At 41.7% G+C, this 18,846-nt stretch carries 10 protein-coding genes; 9 read left to right on the plus strand and 1 reads right to left on the minus strand.

The features are described from left to right. Positions 1-17 precede the first annotated feature (17 nt). From B4Z90_RS12285 to B4Z90_RS12305, 5 genes are all read left to right on the plus strand, one after another. Complete coding sequence (locus tag B4Z90_RS12285) at positions 18-1,037, plus strand: SusE domain-containing protein (RefSeq protein WP_286802375.1); 1,020 nt, start codon at positions 18-20, stop codon at positions 1,035-1,037. A 6-nt stretch (positions 1,038-1,043) separates the two neighbouring features. Then, the gene (locus B4Z90_RS12290; protein ID WP_286802377.1) at positions 1,044-2,903 is read left to right on the plus strand and encodes a glycoside hydrolase family 13 protein; all 1,860 of its coding nucleotides are present in this window, start codon (positions 1,044-1,046) and stop codon (positions 2,901-2,903) included. A 33-nt stretch (positions 2,904-2,936) separates the two neighbouring features. Continuing rightward, the gene (gene pgmB / locus B4Z90_RS12295) at positions 2,937-3,584 is read left to right on the plus strand and encodes a beta-phosphoglucomutase (RefSeq protein ID WP_286802378.1); all 648 of its coding nucleotides are present in this window, start codon (positions 2,937-2,939) and stop codon (positions 3,582-3,584) included. 109 nt (positions 3,585-3,693) lie between these two features. Then, positions 3,694-6,003 carry a family 65 glycosyl hydrolase domain-containing protein gene (locus tag B4Z90_RS12300; RefSeq protein ID WP_286727900.1) on the plus strand — a complete coding sequence of 770 codons (2,310 nt, stop codon included), beginning with the start codon at positions 3,694-3,696 and terminating at the stop codon, positions 6,001-6,003. A gap of 100 nt (positions 6,004-6,103) precedes the next feature. Continuing rightward, complete coding sequence (locus B4Z90_RS12305) at positions 6,104-7,429, plus strand: MFS transporter (RefSeq protein ID WP_286802379.1); 1,326 nt, start codon at positions 6,104-6,106, stop codon at positions 7,427-7,429. A gap of 226 nt (positions 7,430-7,655) precedes the next feature. Here B4Z90_RS12305 and B4Z90_RS12310 read toward each other — a convergent pair whose 3' ends face one another. Then, positions 7,656-11,612: a hybrid sensor histidine kinase/response regulator transcription factor gene (locus B4Z90_RS12310; protein WP_286802380.1), complete on the minus strand. Its 3,957-nt coding sequence runs from the start codon at positions 11,610-11,612 to the stop codon at positions 7,656-7,658. Between the two features lie 434 nt (positions 11,613-12,046). Between B4Z90_RS12310 and B4Z90_RS12315 the strand changes: the two genes are divergently transcribed. The 4 genes from B4Z90_RS12315 (at position 12,047) to B4Z90_RS12330 (ending at position 18,842) form a co-directional block, all read left to right on the plus strand. Then, on the plus strand, positions 12,047-15,031 hold the full coding sequence (locus B4Z90_RS12315; RefSeq protein ID WP_145327654.1) for a SusC/RagA family TonB-linked outer membrane protein: 2,985 nt from the start codon (positions 12,047-12,049) through the stop codon (positions 15,029-15,031). A gap of 184 nt (positions 15,032-15,215) precedes the next feature. Further along, positions 15,216-16,787, plus strand: coding sequence for a RagB/SusD family nutrient uptake outer membrane protein (locus tag B4Z90_RS12320; protein WP_286802381.1), 1,572 nt, complete (start codon positions 15,216-15,218; stop codon positions 16,785-16,787). Between the two features lie 423 nt (positions 16,788-17,210). Then, the gene (locus tag B4Z90_RS12325) at positions 17,211-17,738 is read left to right on the plus strand and encodes an RNA polymerase sigma factor (protein ID WP_075991636.1); all 528 of its coding nucleotides are present in this window, start codon (positions 17,211-17,213) and stop codon (positions 17,736-17,738) included. A gap of 66 nt (positions 17,739-17,804) precedes the next feature. After that, positions 17,805-18,842 (plus strand): FecR family protein, encoded by a 1,038-nt coding sequence (locus B4Z90_RS12330; RefSeq protein WP_286802382.1) that lies wholly within the window; start codon positions 17,805-17,807, stop codon positions 18,840-18,842. The last annotated feature ends 4 nt before the right edge of the window (positions 18,843-18,846 follow it).

Genomic DNA, 18,846 nt, shown 5'->3' on the forward strand with positions numbered 1-18,846 from the left:
AAACAAAAATTAAACAGATGAAAATTAGACACTATATCGGAATCATGCTGCTATTTATCGTGGCGTTCCAAAGTTGTAAAAAAGACGAGACGCGCGCTATATTGGCTAGCGGGGAGGACATAAAGCCGGCGACTTTAAGCCTCGATAAAACGAATGTAACCTTGTCAAAAGATAACGCAGAGGATACGGTACTGCACCTCAATATGATTCAGCCTGACTTTGGTTTTCAGGCTGCAGTGACCAATGTCCTTCAGTTTGGGCTTAAAGGTGACAATTTTAAAACTGTAAAGGAAGTGGTTATTCCTAGTGGTCGGAGCACCGTAGGTTTTACGGGTTATGAGCTGAATAGCTATTTACTTGCTTTGGGTGTGTCAACAGGGACCACTTCTGAATTTGACGTGCGCATAAAGTCAAGTATCAACGCTAAAATTACGGTGGTGTATTCTGCTTTAGCTGGTCTGAAGGCGATCCCCTTCGCTTCAACAAGTTATTTATATGCCATAGGGGCTTATGAGGACTGGGTTGAAGCCAATGCTGAATCGTTGATTTCGCCGACGAGTAATGGGATCTATACCGGTATCATCAATTTTCCAGAAGAAAAATTGACCTTTAAACTGACTCCTGAGCGCAATTGGGCAAATTCCTATGGACAGACTGCAGATGGTAAACTCGCTTTTAATGGCGGTGGAAATATAAAAGCTCCCCGTGCAGGAAATCTGGAAATAGAAGTCAATACGACGGCAAATACCATTTCATTTAAAGATCACAATTGGGGCATTATTGGTAGCGCCACGCCTAAGGGCTGGGATGCCGATACGGATATGAAATTCGACAATGCCAATCAGGTATGGAAGCTCACAGTGAGCTTGACTGCAGGCGAGATCAAATTCCGTAAAAACCACGATTGGGGAACCAATTTTGGCGGGACTAATGGCACCTTGGCTGCTGGCGGTGCAAATATCGCCGTTGCCAATGCCGGTACCTATGATATTGTCGTGGATTTCAATGCAAATACTTATACGTTGACGAAGAAATAGCAGATTATGTTAAAAAGAAATATGAAGATCACCACCCTATTGGTGGCGCTAACTGTGCTTGGATGGAGCCCCTTGATGGGGCAATCCATTCAACGTGTCGAACCCTTAAACTGGTGGGTCGGAATGGAAAATCCGACGCTACAACTTGTGGTTTATGGACCTGAGATAGGAAAAAGTGAAGTTCAGATCGAAGATAAGAACATCGAACTAGTCAAAATCAATCGTGTAGAAAATCCTAACTATCTATTTTTGGATGTCAAGGTTGCTGCTGCGGCTCAACCTGGTTGGTCGACTTTTACCTTTCGTCAGGGAAAGAAAAAACTGAGCTATCGCTATGAGTTAAAACAAAGAGACCAAAAAGTAAAAGCTCAAGGGGTTAATAGTGCCGATTTAATCTACCTCATCATGCCGGACCGTTTTGCCAATGGAAATAGAGAAAATGATCAGGTGAAAGGTATGTTGGATATGAGTTTAAACCGAGACTCGATGTATCTGCGTCATGGCGGTGATCTGGAAGGTATTATCGGAAAGCTGGATTACCTACAAGATCTTGGGGTGACATCCTTGTGGTTGACTCCTGTGTTGACCAATGACATGCCGCAGGCTTCATATCATGGTTATGCCAACACCGAAACCTATCATATTGATCCCCGTTTTGGTAGCAACGATACCTATGTCCAATTGGGTGAACAGCTGCATAAACGTCAGATGAAATTGATTTTTGATGTGGTGCCCAATCATATCGGAAGTTATCATTGGACGGTGAAAGACAAGCCGATGGCCGACTGGCTCAATGAATGGCCTACCTATACACAGACATCTTACAAAGACCAGACAGTTTTTGATCCTTATGCCTCTGCAGACGACAAAAAGAAAATGGTCAAAGGCTGGTTTGTTCCCACAATGCCCGATATGAACGAACAAAACCCATACGTTCAAAATTATTTGACCCAAAGCCATATCTGGTGGATCGAGACCGCAGCAATAGATGGATTCCGAATTGATACCTATCCGTACAATGATCTGGATTTTATGGCCAAATGGACAGATCGCATTCTGCAGGAGTATCCAAAATTCACCTTTTTTGGTGAAACATGGGTACATGGTGTAGGGAACCAGGCCTATTTTCTGGGCGGAAAACGAGTTGGCCAGGAGGTCGATTCCAAGCTGATGGGTGTCACGGATTTTCAGCTTAATTATGCCATAGGTGATGCACTCAACCAAAAGACTGAGTGGACCGCCGGAGCGAACAAATTGTATTCAACCCTCGCTTCTGACTTTCTGTACCCACATCCCGAGCAAAATGTGCTTTTTTTGGATAACCATGATAAAGATCGTTTTTTCTCCGTTGTCGGTGAAAATATGCAGAAATATAAATCGGCAATGGCTTGGCTTATGACAACAAGGGGCATCCCACAATTATACTATGGAGCGGAAATTCTGATGAAGAATTTCTCCAATCCAGATGGCTTGCTACGGGAAGACTTTCAAGGTGGTTTCGCGGGTGACAAACTGAATAAGTTTACCGCAGACGGGAGGACTAAGGCAGAGCAGGATATGTGGACTTTTGTTCAAACGCTAGCCAATTATCGTAAACAACATGCTGTATTACAAACTGGTAAAACGATGCAGTATGTGCCCGAAGATGGCGTGTATGTGTATTTCCGCTACAATGAACAAGAGACGGTTATGGTCGTAATGAATTGCAACGATTCGGCGAAAGAGATCAAACTGGATCGTTTTAAGGAGAGAAACAGCAAGGTGAAATCCTATGTAGATATTATCCAAAAAAAGGAAACCACTCCAGCTGACAATACCTTGAAATTGGAAGCTTATGAGACTAAAGTGCTGGAGCTTAAGTTTTAATACAATTTAAAATTCTATAGAATTCATTTTTCAATGATTAATTATACTACAGTAAAAGCCGTAATATTTGATTTGGACGGTGTGTTGGTGGATACGGCAATCTATCATTTTCAAGCTTGGCATAGATTGGCCGAAAACTTGGGCTATTCGTTTTCCATTGTTGACAACGAACAGCTGAAAGGTGTCAGCCGGATTGAATCGCTGGAGCTTATTTTAAAATGGGCTGGGCTGGAAAAGTCCGAAGCTGAAAAAGCGGATTTACTGGTGCTTAAAAACCAATGGTACCTGGAGTTAATCGAACAGCTGAGCCCTGACGACCTGCTTTCCGGTAGTTTGGAACTTTTAAAAAAGCTACAGGAAAAGGGAATTAAGATTGGACTTGGCTCGGCCAGCAAGAATGCAATGGGTATCCTTGTAAAAACTGGAATTATAACCTATTTCGACGCGCTGATCGATGGCAATGTTGTGCAGCTTTCTAAACCCAATCCGGAAGTTTTCCTTAAGGGGGCTGCGGTGCTGGAGATTGAGCCGACCCACTGCCTGGTGCTGGAAGATGCTCAGGCTGGAATAGATGCAGCAAGGGCAGCCGGTATGCAGGTAATAGGTGTAGGCCTGGAGGAACATCTCAAGGGAGCGGATTTGGTCGTCGCGGATTTAGGGATCTTAGTCGATAAATTTTAAAATTTAGGAGAAATTCAATAGCGGGAAGCATGATGTAGATGGTATCGGTAAATAGGGCAATCATTTATTTGCCCTCGGTTCCCATCATGTAGTGAAAAACAATAAAAAGATGAAAACATATATCAAACATAACCCTTGGCAAATTATCGAAGATACATTTCGCCCCGAACATAATGAATTTTCGGAAAGTATCTTCGCTATTGGTAATGGTCGGATGGGGCAGAGGGCTAATTTTGAAGAAAAATTCAGCGGGAAATCCTTGCAAGGGTCGTATTTGGCCGGTATTTATTATCCGGACAAAACACGTGTAGGTTGGTGGAAAAATGGGTATCCGGAATATTTCGCCAAGGTCATCAATTCTATCGATTGGATAGGCCTGCATATTCTGGTCAATGGGCAGGTGCTCGATCTGAATAAAGTTACGGTTAAATCTTTTGAACGCCGACTGGATATGCAGCATGGCGTTTTATACCGCAGTTTTGTCGTGGAAATGCCCGATGGAGCACAGCTTAAGGTGGAAGCAAGCCGGATGTATCATCTGTTTGCTTCCGAAACAGCTTCATTGCAGTACAACATCCAGGCGCTTTCTGGTCCAATTGCATTGGAGATCAGGTCGCCGTTAAATGCTGAAGTCGTTAACCGTGATAGTAATTATGACGAGCAATTTTGGGAAAGTAAAGCGCAGGGTAGGGATGGTGAAAATACCTTTGTGGTAGCGCGCACCAAGAAAACGGGTTTTGAGGTCTATGCCATGCTTAAAACGAGTGTAGCAGGTCCAACAGCGGTCGTGGAAGTGCAAGATACCGTCGCAAGTCCGGGTTGTATGACGGAGATCTATCAGACGGATCTTGCCGAATCGCAAATTTGTCGTGTTGAGAAGCGTGTTGCTATTGTCACCTCGCAGAATCACCCGCCAGCTCAGTTAAAAGAGGCTGCTTCGGCTAATCTACGCCAATTGGATGTGCTGAGTTATGAGCAGTTAAAGGCTCAACAGGCAGCAGCCTGGCAAGCGATCTGGGCAGAAAGTGATATTGAAATTAGTGGCGATGTTGCAGCGCAGCAGGCAATACGCTACAATATTTTCCAGCTTAACCAGACGTATACCGGCGAAGATGAGCGCCTCAATATTGGTCCGAAAGGTTTCACAGGTGAAAAATATGGTGGTGTCACGTATTGGGATACCGAAGCATATTGTATTCCATTTTACCTCGCAACACAGTCACCAAAGATTGCCCGTAATTTGTTGATTTATCGTCATCAGCAATTGGAAAAGGCAATCGAAAATGCGGCTAAACTCGGCTTTAATCGGGGCGCAGCACTCTATCCCATGGTGACGATCAATGGTGAGGAATGCCATAATGAATGGGAGATTACATTTGAGGAGATTCATCGCAATGGAGCCATTGCATTTGCGATCTATAACTATGTCCGTTACACCGGAGATCAGGATTATATCTGGTCACATGGATTGGAAGTTTTGGTTGCGATAAGCCGTTTCTGGGCACAGCGTGTCAATTGGAGTGGCGATCGCCAGCAATATGTTATGTTGGGCGTGACGGGACCAAACGAGTATGAAAACAACGTAAACAATAACTGGTATACCAATCGTATTGCTTCGTGGTGCCTTCAATATACACTGGACTGTTTAAAAAAGTTGGTGCAGCTGAGCGACGGGAATGCTGACGTATTGAAAAGGAAGCTGGCCGTAGCATCGGAAGAACAACAAAAATGGCAGCACATTGTCGATAACATGTATTATCCGTTTGATGCGCAACGCAATGTGTATTTGCAGCAAGATGGCTTTTTGGATAAAGAGCTGATTCCAGTGGCAGAACTTGATCCCTCTCAACGCCCTATTAACCAGCATTGGAGTTGGGATAGGATTCTGCGTTCCTGTTATATCAAACAGGCCGATGTATTGCAAGGTTTTTACTTCCTTGAGGATCAATTTGACCTGGACACCCTAGCTCGACATTATGAATTCTATGAGCCTTTTACGGTGCATGAAAGTTCACTCTCTCCCTGCGTACATGCGATATTGGCGGCTAAATTGAACAAGCCGGAAAAAGCGTATGAATTCTATCTGCGCACCTCGCGTTTGGATCTGGATGATTACAATAACGATACCGAAGACGGTTTACATATTACATCGATGGCGGGTACCTGGATGACAATCGTAGAGGGCTTTGCAGGAATGCGGATTAAGGAAGGACAATTGTATTTAGATCCGATGTTGCCCAAAGAATGGGAAGGCTATAAATTCCGGGTGTTATTTCGTGGAGCGACTTTACTGATTGCAGTAGATGCCGATGGCTATACGATCGAAAATGTCAGTGATACTGCAGTCCATATCCAGACGGTAACCGAAGCTTTCGTGCTGCCTGGGCAAAGCAAAAAACAGGTATTTCAGCTGAGATAAACCCCAGTTTTCAGCAGTGAAAGAACCTATCTTATGCTGCTGAAAATAACGGTTAAATGGTAATTAAATTGTATTTTGTCTTAAATTTTGATAGCCTATTATGGGAAATAAACCTGAATTAAGCATTAGCCAGGTCATCAATATGAGTTTTGGATTTCTGGGGATACAAATGGGTTTTGCGCTGCAAAATGGCAACGCCTCCCGTATTCTCCAGACATTTGGTGCTGATGTGGAACATCTTTCACTTTTTTGGCTTGCTGCTCCGATCACGGGGATGATTGTACAGCCAATTATAGGTCATTATAGCGATCGAACCTGGAATAGACTAGGCCGGCGTCGACCTTATATTTTGGTGGGGGCACTGTTAACTACCCTGACTTTATTTTTAATGCCCAATGCGGCATTATTGACAACATTATTGGCGCCACTTTGGATCGGTGCTGGCTTATTGATGTTTATGGATGCTTCCATCAATGTGACCATGGAGCCCTTTCGAGCGCTGATCGGTGATAATCTGCCGAGCAGTCAGCGGAGTTTGGGCTTCTCGGTACAGACCTTTTTAATCGGGATTGGCGCTGTCCTTGGCTCGCTACTTCCCTTTATGTTGACGAAGTATTTTCATGTAGCAGGTACTTCTGAAGCCGGGCAGGTACCGAGCAATGTTATCTACTCCTTTTATGTAGGCGGTTTTGTCCTGCTTCTAACGGTGTTATGGTCTGTGTTCAAAACAAAAGAGTACTCACCTACAGAACTTCAGACTTTTTCGGATACGGTTGCTATTGAACAGGATGCGGCACCAAAGTTTGGCTTGCGTTCTATCTTTAGCGATATCGGTAAGATGCCATTGATCATGCGCAAGTTGGGCTGGGTTCAGTTTTTCTCCTGGTTTGCCCTTTTTATGATGTGGGTGTATACCACTCCAGCTATTGCTGATTCGGTTTTTTACCTGCGGGAAGGAAATCGGCAGGATCTCTATATGGAGGCTGCCAATTGGGTAGGTGTGCTTTTTGGCATTTACAATGGAGTCTCGGCCTTGTATGCCTTGTTTATTCCGCGGATAGCTAAACATTTTGGGCGTGGAAAAACGCATGCTCTTGGGCTTTCCATTGGTGGGCTTTCGTTAATTTCATTATTTCTGATCAAAGATGCCAATCTACTGATTCTTCCTATGATCGGTATTGGTATCGCTTGGGGAAGCATTTTGGCAATGCCCTATGCAATTTTGAGCGATCATTTACCTACGGGTAAAATGGGGGTCTATATGGGGCTATTTAATTTTTTCATTACCCTACCTCAGATTGTATGTGGATTTTTTGGTGGCATGATCATCAAATATTTTTTTCATGGCCAATCCATTTATGGCTTGCTATTGGCCGGCATATTTATGTTACTGGCGGCATTCTTTGTTCCAACGCGTAAGAATTAAGTGCATGCCATTATCGTAGACGTAGGCTAAACCTTCTACGTCTACGTTTTTTTTCTTCGCTAGCGTCTTTCAATAAGATTTTCGAGCTCCTTGTATTTGTCCCCGATTCTTTCTTTACCTAGGGACGGTTTCTTTCTTTATCAAGTGCCGATATTCTTTTGGCATCTCGGGAACAGTTTTTACGCCATTGGAATAATATTCTTCCTGGTACTAGAACTGGTGTTCATCACTTGCTGTTTTCAAGAATATAGCTGCTTGGCGACATGCCATAGTGCTTATGAAAGTCCCTTGAAAAATTGGATTGTACGGTATAACCGACCATCGTTGATACCTGGGTGATGTTATATTCTTTTTGGGTGAGTAGTTCTGCCGCCTTTTTCAACCGTGAAATATTGATCAATTCATTGGGTGTGAGGTCGGAGAGTCCTTTGATTTTACGGTAAAGTGTTGGACGGCTCATATGCATCAATTTGGCGAGTTCATCCACATTGAGATCTATCGTTGAAATATTCTCATAAATAACCGTATTCAGCTGACTGATAAAATCTTTGTCGGGTGCTGAAACGTTAATATCCATTAAGTTGGAATTGGAAGAATTGGTCAGGTAATTCTTGATAATTTTACGGTTTTTGAGGATGTTGCGTATCTGTACCATGAGGAATTCAAGCGAAAAAGGTTTTTCGATATAGGCATCGGCACCATTTTTTAATCCCTGAATTTTTGAATCCAGCGCATTTTTTGCCGTTAGAAAAATAACGGGAATATGGCTATACAGAATATCTGTTTTGATGCGTTTGCATAGCGCTAGACCATCCATAATGGGCATCATAATATCTGTTAGTACAAGTTGTACATTCTCTTGGTCTAATATTTCAAGGGCCTCGGCACCATTCCCTGCCCGTAGAACAGTGTAGCTGGTTTTCAATTCTTTATTGAGGTAGGCCAATATTTCTTTATTGTCCTCGACGAGTAGAATCACCGGCTTTTCTTCCTCCTGTTCATCGGATCTATCATGCAATACATGATCGTCATTATCTTCCTGAAAAGATTTGATGTCGAGCGATTGTTCCTGAAAAATTGGGATCGATAGCAGGAATATATTGCGGTTTTCCTCCAGATGTACAAGGGATAAGTTTCCTTGGTGCAATTCGACCAAGGAGCGGGATAAAGGAAGACCAATTCCCGTCCCCGTATCTTTATCGGATTCATTTAAGCGATAAAATGGTTCAAATATTTTTTCTCTTTTTTCATAAGGAATAAGCTCACCATCATTCTTAAATTCGATATTGAACATAATATCATCGCTATTAAAAGGGAGGAGCCTGACATAGACTTCTTCATCTGCATATTTGATGGCGTTGTGAATAAGATTAGTAAAGATTTTTCGGAGGGCTTCCTCATCCACATAAGCAGCGAGACTGATACGTGGCAGGCTAAGCTCATAATGCAGCTGTTTATCTTTTGCGAGATAATTTAAATCGTGAAATACTTCGGATAGGAGGGCATTAATATCCGTTTTAGTAAAAATAAGGCTCATATTGTTGGTTTCTGCTTTTCTAAAATCAAGTAATTGGTTGGTGAGGCGAATTAATCGTGCCGTGTTTTTTTCAATCAGCGCAAGGTCTTTGGCTGTGTCGCGATCGGTAAATTTATGGTTATTGATTATTTTCTCAAGGGGCATTTTGATCAGCGTGAGTGGCGTACGAATTTCGTGGGCCAGGTTGGTGAAGAATTCCAGCTTGAGGTTATATATTTCCTGTTCTTTTTTTCGTTCATAACTATCCATCTTTTGGGCGTTGTTGGCCTTTATAAGGAGAAAGTAATACCGTAATACGAGCAATGCAATGGTGCCGAAGCTCAAAAAATAAAGTAAGTATGCCCAACCTGACTGCCACCAGGGTGGCGAAATGATGATGAGCAGTTTTTTTTCATCCGGATTCCAGACGCTGTTGTTATTTGCACCTCTGAACTTAAACGTATAAGTGCCCGGAGGAAGTTTATTGTAATAGATTTTTTGATTGCCTGTAATATCGGTCCAGTCTTTATCGTAACCTTCCATGATATAACGATAAGGATTGCTCTTTGGGGAAACAAAGCTCAAGGCGGCGATATTGAAGCTAATATTGGAATTGTCGTAGGTCAGTCGGATCTCTTCTGATAGGGAGATGGATTCTTTCAGTATGCCATTTTCACGAACCGGTACGCTCACATTGTTAATCTGAATGCCGCTGATGAACATAGGTGGAATAAAGCTGTTCTTAATGGATTTTGTCGGGTTGAAGCTTACCATCCCTTTGATAGTCCCGAAATATAAAGTCCCGTCGCTATCTTTATAAGCCGAATTATAATTAAACTGATCTGCGGGAAGCCCGTCTCTCGATGTATAGATGACCCTACGCGGGACACCTTCGTCCAGTCTGACCAGTCCACCACCGGTAGATATCCAGATGCTCCTGTTGTCATCTTCCAGGACCTTGAATACCTGATTGGAAGGTAAACCGGATTCGGTCAGATAATTGGTGAAGTGCCCATCACGACGGTATTTTGAGAGGCCGCTTTCGGTGCAAAACCACAAGTTATTTTTGCTGTCTTCAAATAGACCGTTGACGTAATTATTGACGAGTGTATTTTGTTTACCTTGTTCGGATAACAGATGCTGAATTTCTCCCGAACTGCGGTTATATTGGTAGACCCCGCTACCGTAGGTGTTGATCCAGAGTATACCATATTGATCTTCATAAATGCCTTGTATCCATGCGGTAATTGGAAGGAGGTCAAAACTGTCGCTATTTTTGTTGTAGCGGTATAGTGCGCGGTCTGTCCCGACAAACATGCTGTTGTCTTTAGACTTATAGAGGCATACGGCAAAGCTGCTTTGTAAGGGGCCTTTGCCGATACGGTCATAGTGTTTTTTTAGTTTTCCGGTTTTTACGTCGAGAATGTCTAGTCCATGTGTTGTGGAGCCTACCCAAAGATCGTCACCAATTGTTGCCAGGCCATGAACATTGTTATGCGCTATACTTCCTTTTTTTCCATTGGCAAGGAAATGCTGAATCTGTTGTGTTTGAGCATCTATTTTGTTCAGGCCGCCATCTTCTGTTCCTATCCAGAAATTTCCATAGCGATCTTTTTTGATATCGTGTACAATATTGCCTGATAGGGCCGATTTTCCGAACCCGGATAGATACTTTTTGAAATTGTCGAATTGGTTGCTGTATTGGTTAAAGCCGCCGAAAAATGTTCCAAACCAGATATTGTCTTCACGGTCCCGATAGAAATTCAGGACAGCATTGTCAGATATGGCAAATGGATTGAGCAGATCTTTTTTGATGTGCTGGCTCTGACCCGTGTGAATATCATAGGTATATATTCCAGTTTCTGTTCCGATCCAGTATATTGACTCCGTCTGTTGAATAATACAGTTTGCCTGGATGACTTTATTGGGGTAATGACTTGCAAATAGATTTTTTAACCGGCCATTTTTGAAATCAAACAAATAAGCCGAATTGATTGTCCCGACCATCAATAGGGAATCATTGATGGCGTAAACGGTTTTTGTATTTGCCAATGCTTTTCGATCGATCTTTTTAAGGTCAACTTCGACAAATTTGCTCGTATTAACCTGATACCGTTGGATGGTACTGTTATTGTCCGTTGTCCACAACCCGCCTTTCTTGCTGCTGGTAATCGCTACAATGGTATTTTTGTTCTGATCAAATGGAATTATTTCTGTTGTGTAAGAATTATAGCGATAAAGTTTTCCGTTCGAAAGCAGCCAGATAAAACCGGCGTATTCGTGTATGGCATTTACTTCACCGATTGGTACACCCCTGAATGGTGTAAAATTTTCTTTAATGGGATCGTAACAATAGGTGCCGCGTGTGGTTCCCACCCATAGTATTCCTTTACTGTCTGTGAGAATACTTAAAATGGACGAACTTCCGATACTTGTAGAGTCTGAAGCATTGTGTCTAAATATCTTAAATTGATTGCCATCAAAGCGATTGAGACCATTCCTTGTCCCTAACCATAGAAAACCCTGAACATCCTGTGTAATACATTTGACCGTGCTATTGGAGAGACCGTCGTGGGTTTGATAATTTTTAAAATAGATCGATTGTGCCTGCACGTTAATACATGCTAGCAAGATATATAAAAGGAGTATGGTGGTTATTCTTTTCAAAACTGATTACGTTGAACTAAAAATAGTCAATTAAAAGATAAAAAAGAGTTTTACTGATACGATTTGATATAAAATTGAGACGCTCTGATTGGACTAGCTACAAGGATTTACGCATTTTTATAAAACAATAATAACCAAATATAAACGTATGTTTCGCCCTAGAATTATGACAGGTAAGTCCTGTGTCCTTGTTTTTCAGTTTGTTAGGTTTTTGTTTTTACATGTGAGACATGATGTTCACGATGCTTTGGTTTTGAATTTTGGCTTTAAAGGCCTTGATACCGAGCGCTACGTCTTTGCCATTATTGGGGAAGACTATACGCATTTCAAAAGGGCTTTGGAGCCTAAAAAATACCATTAAAAATCACTTAGTATCATTTGTGTATCCTAGATGCATGATATAAAAATCAATTAAACCACCAATCAAAAAGCGTATGAAAAATAAACTACTTGCACAATGCGTAATGACGCTTACATTTTTGCTTGTATCTTTTATTGTAGTTGCCCAGACGAAAGTCTTGAAGGGAAAGGTTGTAGATGAGACTCAAGGTCCATTGGCAGGAGCTACAATTAAGGTAAAAGGGGGAACCGCGGCTACAACAACAGACACGGAAGGTTCCTTTACATTTACTGTTCCCAGTGAAGCGAAAACGCTGGAAGTATCCTTTATTGGATACACTTTAAAAGAAGTACCCATTGTGGGAAACGATATCACCGTAGCGCTGGAACCTAGTGCCGGTCAGGGCCTAGATGAGGTCGTTGTGATCGGTTATGGTACCGCCCGTAAAAAAGATCTCACGGGGTCTATGGTCACTATTGGAGCGAAAAACTTCAATAAGGGGATCATGACGAGCCCCGATCAATTAATACAGGGAAAGACACCAGGGGTTATGGTGATTAACAATACGGGGCAACCTGGCGGATCAACCACAGTACGTATCCGTGGAAACTCATCGATCCGTGCCAGTAACAACCCATTATTTGTGCTAGATGGTGTGCCTATGTCGGGTAATTCGCCTTTGCCTGAAGGAAGAGGAGGCTTTTCTTCCGACAGAGGAAATCCTTTGACTTACTTGAATCCGGGTGACATTGCTAGTATGGACATCCTTAAAGATGCATCGGCTACGGCAATTTATGGTTCACGTGGGGCAAATGGCGTTGTCATTATTTCGACGAAAAGAGGTAAAGTAGGGCAGCCCGAGGTTTCTGTAGGAGCCTCAGCAGGTGTTTCTACCATGCGGGAATATCCTGATGTGTTAGATGCTGCTCGATTTAGAGAAGCGTTGAAATATTATACACCATCTGAAGTCGCAAATGCTGATTTCGGTGGCAATGAGGATGCTTTTAAAGCGATCACAAGAAAAGCGATCACGCAAAATTACTATGCTGATGTAGCTGGCGGAACCGAGTATGGTAAGTATCGCCTTTCAGGTGGATATTTAAACCAAAACGGTATTATTCGTGGATCACAGCTGAAGAAATACACAGCCAATTTTAACGGGAATTTCCGTTTTCTGGAAAACAAACGATTGGGATTGGATTTTGCAGTCTTTTTGACGCAAATGGATAATAAATACGCACCGATCAATGCGATGGTAGGTTCGGAAGGAAATGTGATTTCCCAAGCCTTACAATGGAATCCGACACGACCATTACGGGACGATCAAGGCAATTTAACCTTTGTCAGTTCAACTACGCGAAACCCATTGACAAGTATTGACGCCTTTAAAGATTTGGCGACAACAAATACCATGGTAATCAACTTGGCGCCATACTATAAAATTACAGACGATTTGGAATATCGCTTTATCTATAGTGCAATGCGACAAACTGGAAACCGTGAAGGTATGTACCGCGCAGGACTTATTGATCCTTCAGCTGTGAACAATGAGCAGGCCTTTATTTCCAATAACGGAGAAACCAACTTGCAAATGACGCATATGCTCTCTTACAATAAACAAATCAATTCAGATTGGAGTGTCAATGCGGTAGCAGGCTACGAGTATTTGGATTATAATTATAATAATAACATTTCCTTTGGCGGTGGATTTCGCTACCTGGGGTTAGATTATTTTGACTATCTACAATATACGCCTGTTTCCACGCGTGAAATATCGTCGTATAGAAGTCCAACAAACCAATTGCAATCGCTTTTTTTACGGGGCGGCTTCAATTACTTAGACCGTTATTTATTCACTGCAACAGTGCGAAGGGATGGTTCAACGAAATTTGGTTCAAACAACAAATACGCCATGTTCCCTTCGTTGGCCGTAGCCTGGAATGTTAATCAGGAAGAGTTTTTAAAGTCTTCCGGTATCTTTGACCAATTGAAAGTGCGATTGGGTTGGGGAAAAACAGGTAACCAAGAATTCCCTTCTGGTGCCTCATTGAATAGATTGGTCTTCGGTAATCAGAGTGTAAGCCAGGCTAACTATGGAAATCCTGACTTGAAATGGGAAACTTCGACGACGATCAATGCGGGTATAGATTTCGGAATCTGGGGCAACCGTCTATATGGATCCATTGATTATTTTAATAAAAAGACCACAGATGCGCTATTTGAGCAAACGCTTGCACAGCCAGCTCCTGCGGGACGTATTTGGGTAAATTTGGACGGTGAGATTGTCAATAAAGGGGTAGAGGTCGCGTTGACAGGTACAATTATTAAAAATGACAATTGGACTTGGGATTTGACAGGTAATGCAACGTTTCTTAAGAATAGTGTAAGTGGCCTTGTTGGTTATTATGAGACAGGAGCACTCCGCGGACAAGGTTTTTCTGGTGTATTGGGACAACGAATGGTCAATGGCCAGCCATTGAATGTATGGTATTTGGCCGATTACCAAGGTATCGACCCGCAAACCGGAATGAGCATGTACCGTGGACAGGATGGTAGTATCAGTACGGCCAACGATCCTGCAATTAATAAGTTTTATATGAACAGTCCAAATCCAACCACATTATTGGGTATCTCCACCAATGTAAATTATAAACAGTTTTCTTTGGCTGCCAATATGAATGGCGCTTTTGGACATTATCTATTCAATAATACGGCAGCGACGACTTTGGGATTGAGCAATTTGTCATCACGGAATATCGGTTCAGCATTCTTTAATACAGCTGTAAAAGAGTCTACTTCCAATTCGGCTGCGCCTTCGACGCGATTCCTTGAAAAAGGTGATTATCTAAAAATGGCTAATCTTACTTTAAGCTATCGTGTTGGAAATGTAGGTAGAACACTTAAGAACTTAAATGTATCCCTTACTGGACAGAATCTTTTCATCATCACGAAGTATACAGGATTTGATCCAGAGGTGAATACAGATGGTGCAACAAATGGTATTCCTTCGTTGGGTATCGAATATTTACCCTATCCACCGGCAAGAAATATCCTATTGGGGGTTAACTTCTCACTTTAAGCGTATACTGTAGATCATTAGATAATAAAAAGAGGAGAGCATCAAGATGGATTTAAACGTATTAGTGAATGAATAAAAATGAATAAATCTGATCGCCTCATTACAAATGAAACACCAAAGGCAGTATGAATGCCTTACAGTCAAAATGGATGAATAAATAATCAAATTTAGACGGATGAAAAAGATGAAATTAAGAACTTTATTATATATCGGAATAATTGGCTCCATTGTAACAAGTACATTTTCTTGTACGAAACTAAAGGAGGAATTTAAAGGAGAATTAGAGGAAGGGACATCCAATGTGGATCCTGGAAGCTTGTTGATCACAGCTTATAATTCATTGAATACCCCTTATCAGCAGGAACAGCGCTGGGTGATGCAGGAAATATCAACGGACGCAGCCATGGCTCCTACACGGGGAGGTGACTGGGATGATAATGGGATGCATCGTGCGATCCATTTACATACCTGGAATGCTGATAATGGTTATATGAACAATACATTTGTAAGTCTTGGTACAGCCATCTATAATGCGGGTAATGTGTTGCGGTATAATCCGAGTGCACAGCAAGGTGCTGAAGCGAAGTTTATTCGTGCGTTGGTCATGTTCGATATGTTGGATCTCTATGGCGTAGTACCCGTCCGGGAAGGAGCCTCTTTTGAAGATTTTAGAATCGCACCAGAGGTGTTACAGCCACAGGCGGCTATTGATTATATCGTGAAGGATCTCAACGAAATTATAGCGAGTTTGCCTGCAAACGGTCCGAAAGCAGCCTATGTAGCCAATAAAAATGCGGCAAAAGCATTGCTGATGAAGATTTATTTGAATAAGGGAACATTTTTAAACAGACAAGCTCCTTCTTTTGCTGCCGAAGATATGAATAAAGTGGTGGCCTTAGCCAAGGAAATTACGGCTTCGGGATCCTATACTGTTTCTGCAAAGGGCAAGTACTTTGATAATTTCGCGCCCGATAACGACGAAAAGTCTACCGAAAATATTTTCACTTTATATAATAAAAATGGCGATAGAGGTGGAAATGTGGATCGTACCTGGAATACTATTGCGCATTATAATATGAGACCTGGGGGCTGGAACGGTTGGTGTACATTATCAGATTATTACGATAAATTTTCGGATGCCGATGAAAGAAGAGGAATTTACTATAATTATCCGGCTGATACGACTTCTAACAGAACAAAAGAATTCAAACGTCAAAATGTAGGTTTTTTTGCAGGACAGCAATACAATTGGAGTACAAACAAACCATTGATGGCGCGAAATCCAGCGAATGCACCTTTGGTCTTCACGCGTGAAGTGACCATCCGGACCTCTGGAGCTACATTGGAAACAGCGGGTATCCGTCCAATGAAGTATGCCTTTGATTATGCTGTCACTGGTCAACGAAACAACGACTGGGTAGTCTTCCGTTATGCCGATGTATTGCTGATGCAAGCAGAGGCTATTCTGAGAGGTGGAACAGGAACAGCAACAGAGGCACTCGGTTTGGTCAATACTATTCGGACGAACCGTGGTGTTAATAACCTGACGGCATTGACGCTCGATAATTTATTGGATGAGCGTGCTCGCGAGTTATATTGGGAAGGCTGGAGAAGACAGGATTTAATTCGTTTTGGTAAATTTTTATTGGCCTGGCAAGAAAAGGCTGCGGATGCCGATCCCAAAACATTGGTTTATCCAATCCCGAGCCAACAGATTGCCGTCAATCCAAATTTGAAGCAAAATACGGGTTATTAATTTGCTATATATGCATCAGTAAAACAAGCAACTTCAAGAAGTTCGTTTTATTTTAAAAGGTATTTAGCTGATAGGAACTTACTCTTATCAGCTAAATACCTTCTTTTTTTGAAACAGGTCGTTTCTTACAATTCGTTTCTTTTGACCAGAAAGAACCAGCAGTTTACTTTCATGACAGTTGGTTCTTGTGAGACCAAAAAGCTTTTAGGAAAGAAGGTGCTTAAAATAGAGATAGAAGCAATTGCTTTATTGAAAAATATTGTCTTGTTTTTTTGATAAAAAATAATCACTTTAGAGCTGGATAACTAGCCAAAAAGCATAGGTCATTTTGATGGATCAAATTGAAATTCTGTCAGATACCAATTTCGATGTTCTTTGTGAAAAGGATAACAGCATTGAAACAAGATTATCTAAATGTAGATTATGATTAATAAAATCCTACAGCGGGCACCTACTAACGAAAAAGAGTTTTTTCTAGCTTATCGTTATTGGTACAGGAAATTATACTATTTTCTGTATCAGAAGACCCAATGTTCGAATCTTGCCGAAGATGTCGTCCAACAGACTTTTTTAATTGTTTGGGAACGCAAAAATAATGCGAATCAGCAAATCCAATTCAGTACCCAGCTCTTCCAAATTGCGCGCACAAAATTGATTGATGAATTGCGCCGGCGTGCATTGAATAGAAAATATGTAGCATTTGAGAAACCATTTGTACTGACCCAATATGAAGATCTTGAACGACAAATTGCCTATAAAGGAGAGTTAGAATATGTAAAAGAGCTGATTACACAAATGCCTTTTATGCGGCAACAGGTCTTTTATCTCCATAAAATTGAGGAATTGAGTTATAAAGAAATTGCCGTCAAATTGTCTATCTCCCCGAAGACTGTAGAAAATCACGTTAGCATTGGCCTGAAATTTATTAAAAAATTTTTTAAGTTGTCATAGGGGACAAGCCCATCCCTATTCGTATAACAGTTATATACCTATCCCGCTAAAAGGATAGAAACTGTTATGAATCGCAAATCCTTATTAAATAAATTCCTGGCGAATGAATGTTCTGCTGAGGAAGCGAAACTTGTGTTCACCTGGCTGAATGACGATCCGACATTATTGGACGATCTCATTTCGGAAGATGATTGGGTATCCTATATCAATCAGGAAAATAAGTCAAAAGGTGGTGGCGATAGCCTGTTGAGAATTATTACTGTATTCGTCCTGTTTGGCTTCCTGTTTGTTTTATCCAATCTTTTGGGCACGTCAACCGATAAACCTATACAAACAGCAAGTTTCATTCATGAAATTTACTACAACCCTTCTGCTCAGCCTAAAGAAATTATTGCAGCAGACAATTCTATTTTAACCTTGGAACCCGGTGCACTGATTCAGCTAGGTATAAAACCAGATCTTGACTTTCGGCGGGTTAAATTATTCAGTGGAAGAGTCAATTTTAAAGTAGCAAAGGATCCTTCAAAACCTTTCATCGTCGAAAGCGGCACGTTGATGACCACAGCGCTGGGAACAGAATTCATCGTGGATTATAATGCGGCAGTTGAACATGTTCTGATCCGATTATTTGAGGGGAAAGTTCGCGTTGAATCTATAGAACCGTCCGTAGTAGAGACAAACATTTTGAAACCTGGCCAACAGATTTATTTTGGCGGGGCGAACAAGATGCTTGTTTCAAATTTCAAAGGTACGCCAAAAATGAGCGCGAGGGAAAGTCTACCAGCCCAGCTTATGCTTTCCGCAACGGAAAAACCGTACCGCAATCCGGCTACAATTCACCAGAGCGCCAATTGGCTCCAATTGGAAGAAACCGCTGTATCCGATATTATTCAATATATCAATCATGAACTTGATGTACCTATATCTTATGATTCATTAATCGTTAAAAACTATCGGATAAAGGGGCGGTTTAGCAAGAATCCAACAATGGACCTGAAAGACAAAACGGATCTTGCGGCGTCTATTCTGCAGTTGATTGTTGAGGTGAATCCGTTTATTCTTGAAAAACAACATAATACATATATACTCAAACCTAAAAAATAGAATC

The sequence above is a fragment of the Sphingobacterium sp. UBA5639 genome (genome assembly GCF_002421245.1).
GTDB lineage: Bacteria > Bacteroidota > Bacteroidia > Sphingobacteriales > Sphingobacteriaceae > Sphingobacterium > Sphingobacterium multivorum.

What these genes read in the sequence shown, in the direction of transcription:
- B4Z90_RS12320 (WP_286802381.1), top strand. Translation starts at nt 15,216, where the DNA reads ATGAAATTAAGAACTTTATTATATATCGGAATAATTGGCTCCATTGTA.
- B4Z90_RS12300 (WP_286727900.1), top strand. Translation starts at nt 3,694, where the DNA reads ATGAAAACATATATCAAACATAACCCTTGGCAAATTATCGAAGATACA.
- B4Z90_RS12290 (WP_286802377.1), top strand. Translation starts at nt 1,044, where the DNA reads ATGTTAAAAAGAAATATGAAGATCACCACCCTATTGGTGGCGCTAACT.
- B4Z90_RS12330 (WP_286802382.1), top strand. Translation starts at nt 17,805, where the DNA reads ATGAATCGCAAATCCTTATTAAATAAATTCCTGGCGAATGAATGTTCT.
- B4Z90_RS12315 (WP_145327654.1), top strand. Translation starts at nt 12,047, where the DNA reads ATGAAAAATAAACTACTTGCACAATGCGTAATGACGCTTACATTTTTG.
- pgmB (WP_286802378.1), top strand. Translation starts at nt 2,937, where the DNA reads ATGATTAATTATACTACAGTAAAAGCCGTAATATTTGATTTGGACGGT.
- B4Z90_RS12325 (WP_075991636.1), top strand. Translation starts at nt 17,211, where the DNA reads ATGATTAATAAAATCCTACAGCGGGCACCTACTAACGAAAAAGAGTTT.
- B4Z90_RS12285 (WP_286802375.1), top strand. Translation starts at nt 18, where the DNA reads ATGAAAATTAGACACTATATCGGAATCATGCTGCTATTTATCGTGGCG.
- B4Z90_RS12305 (WP_286802379.1), top strand. Translation starts at nt 6,104, where the DNA reads ATGGGAAATAAACCTGAATTAAGCATTAGCCAGGTCATCAATATGAGT.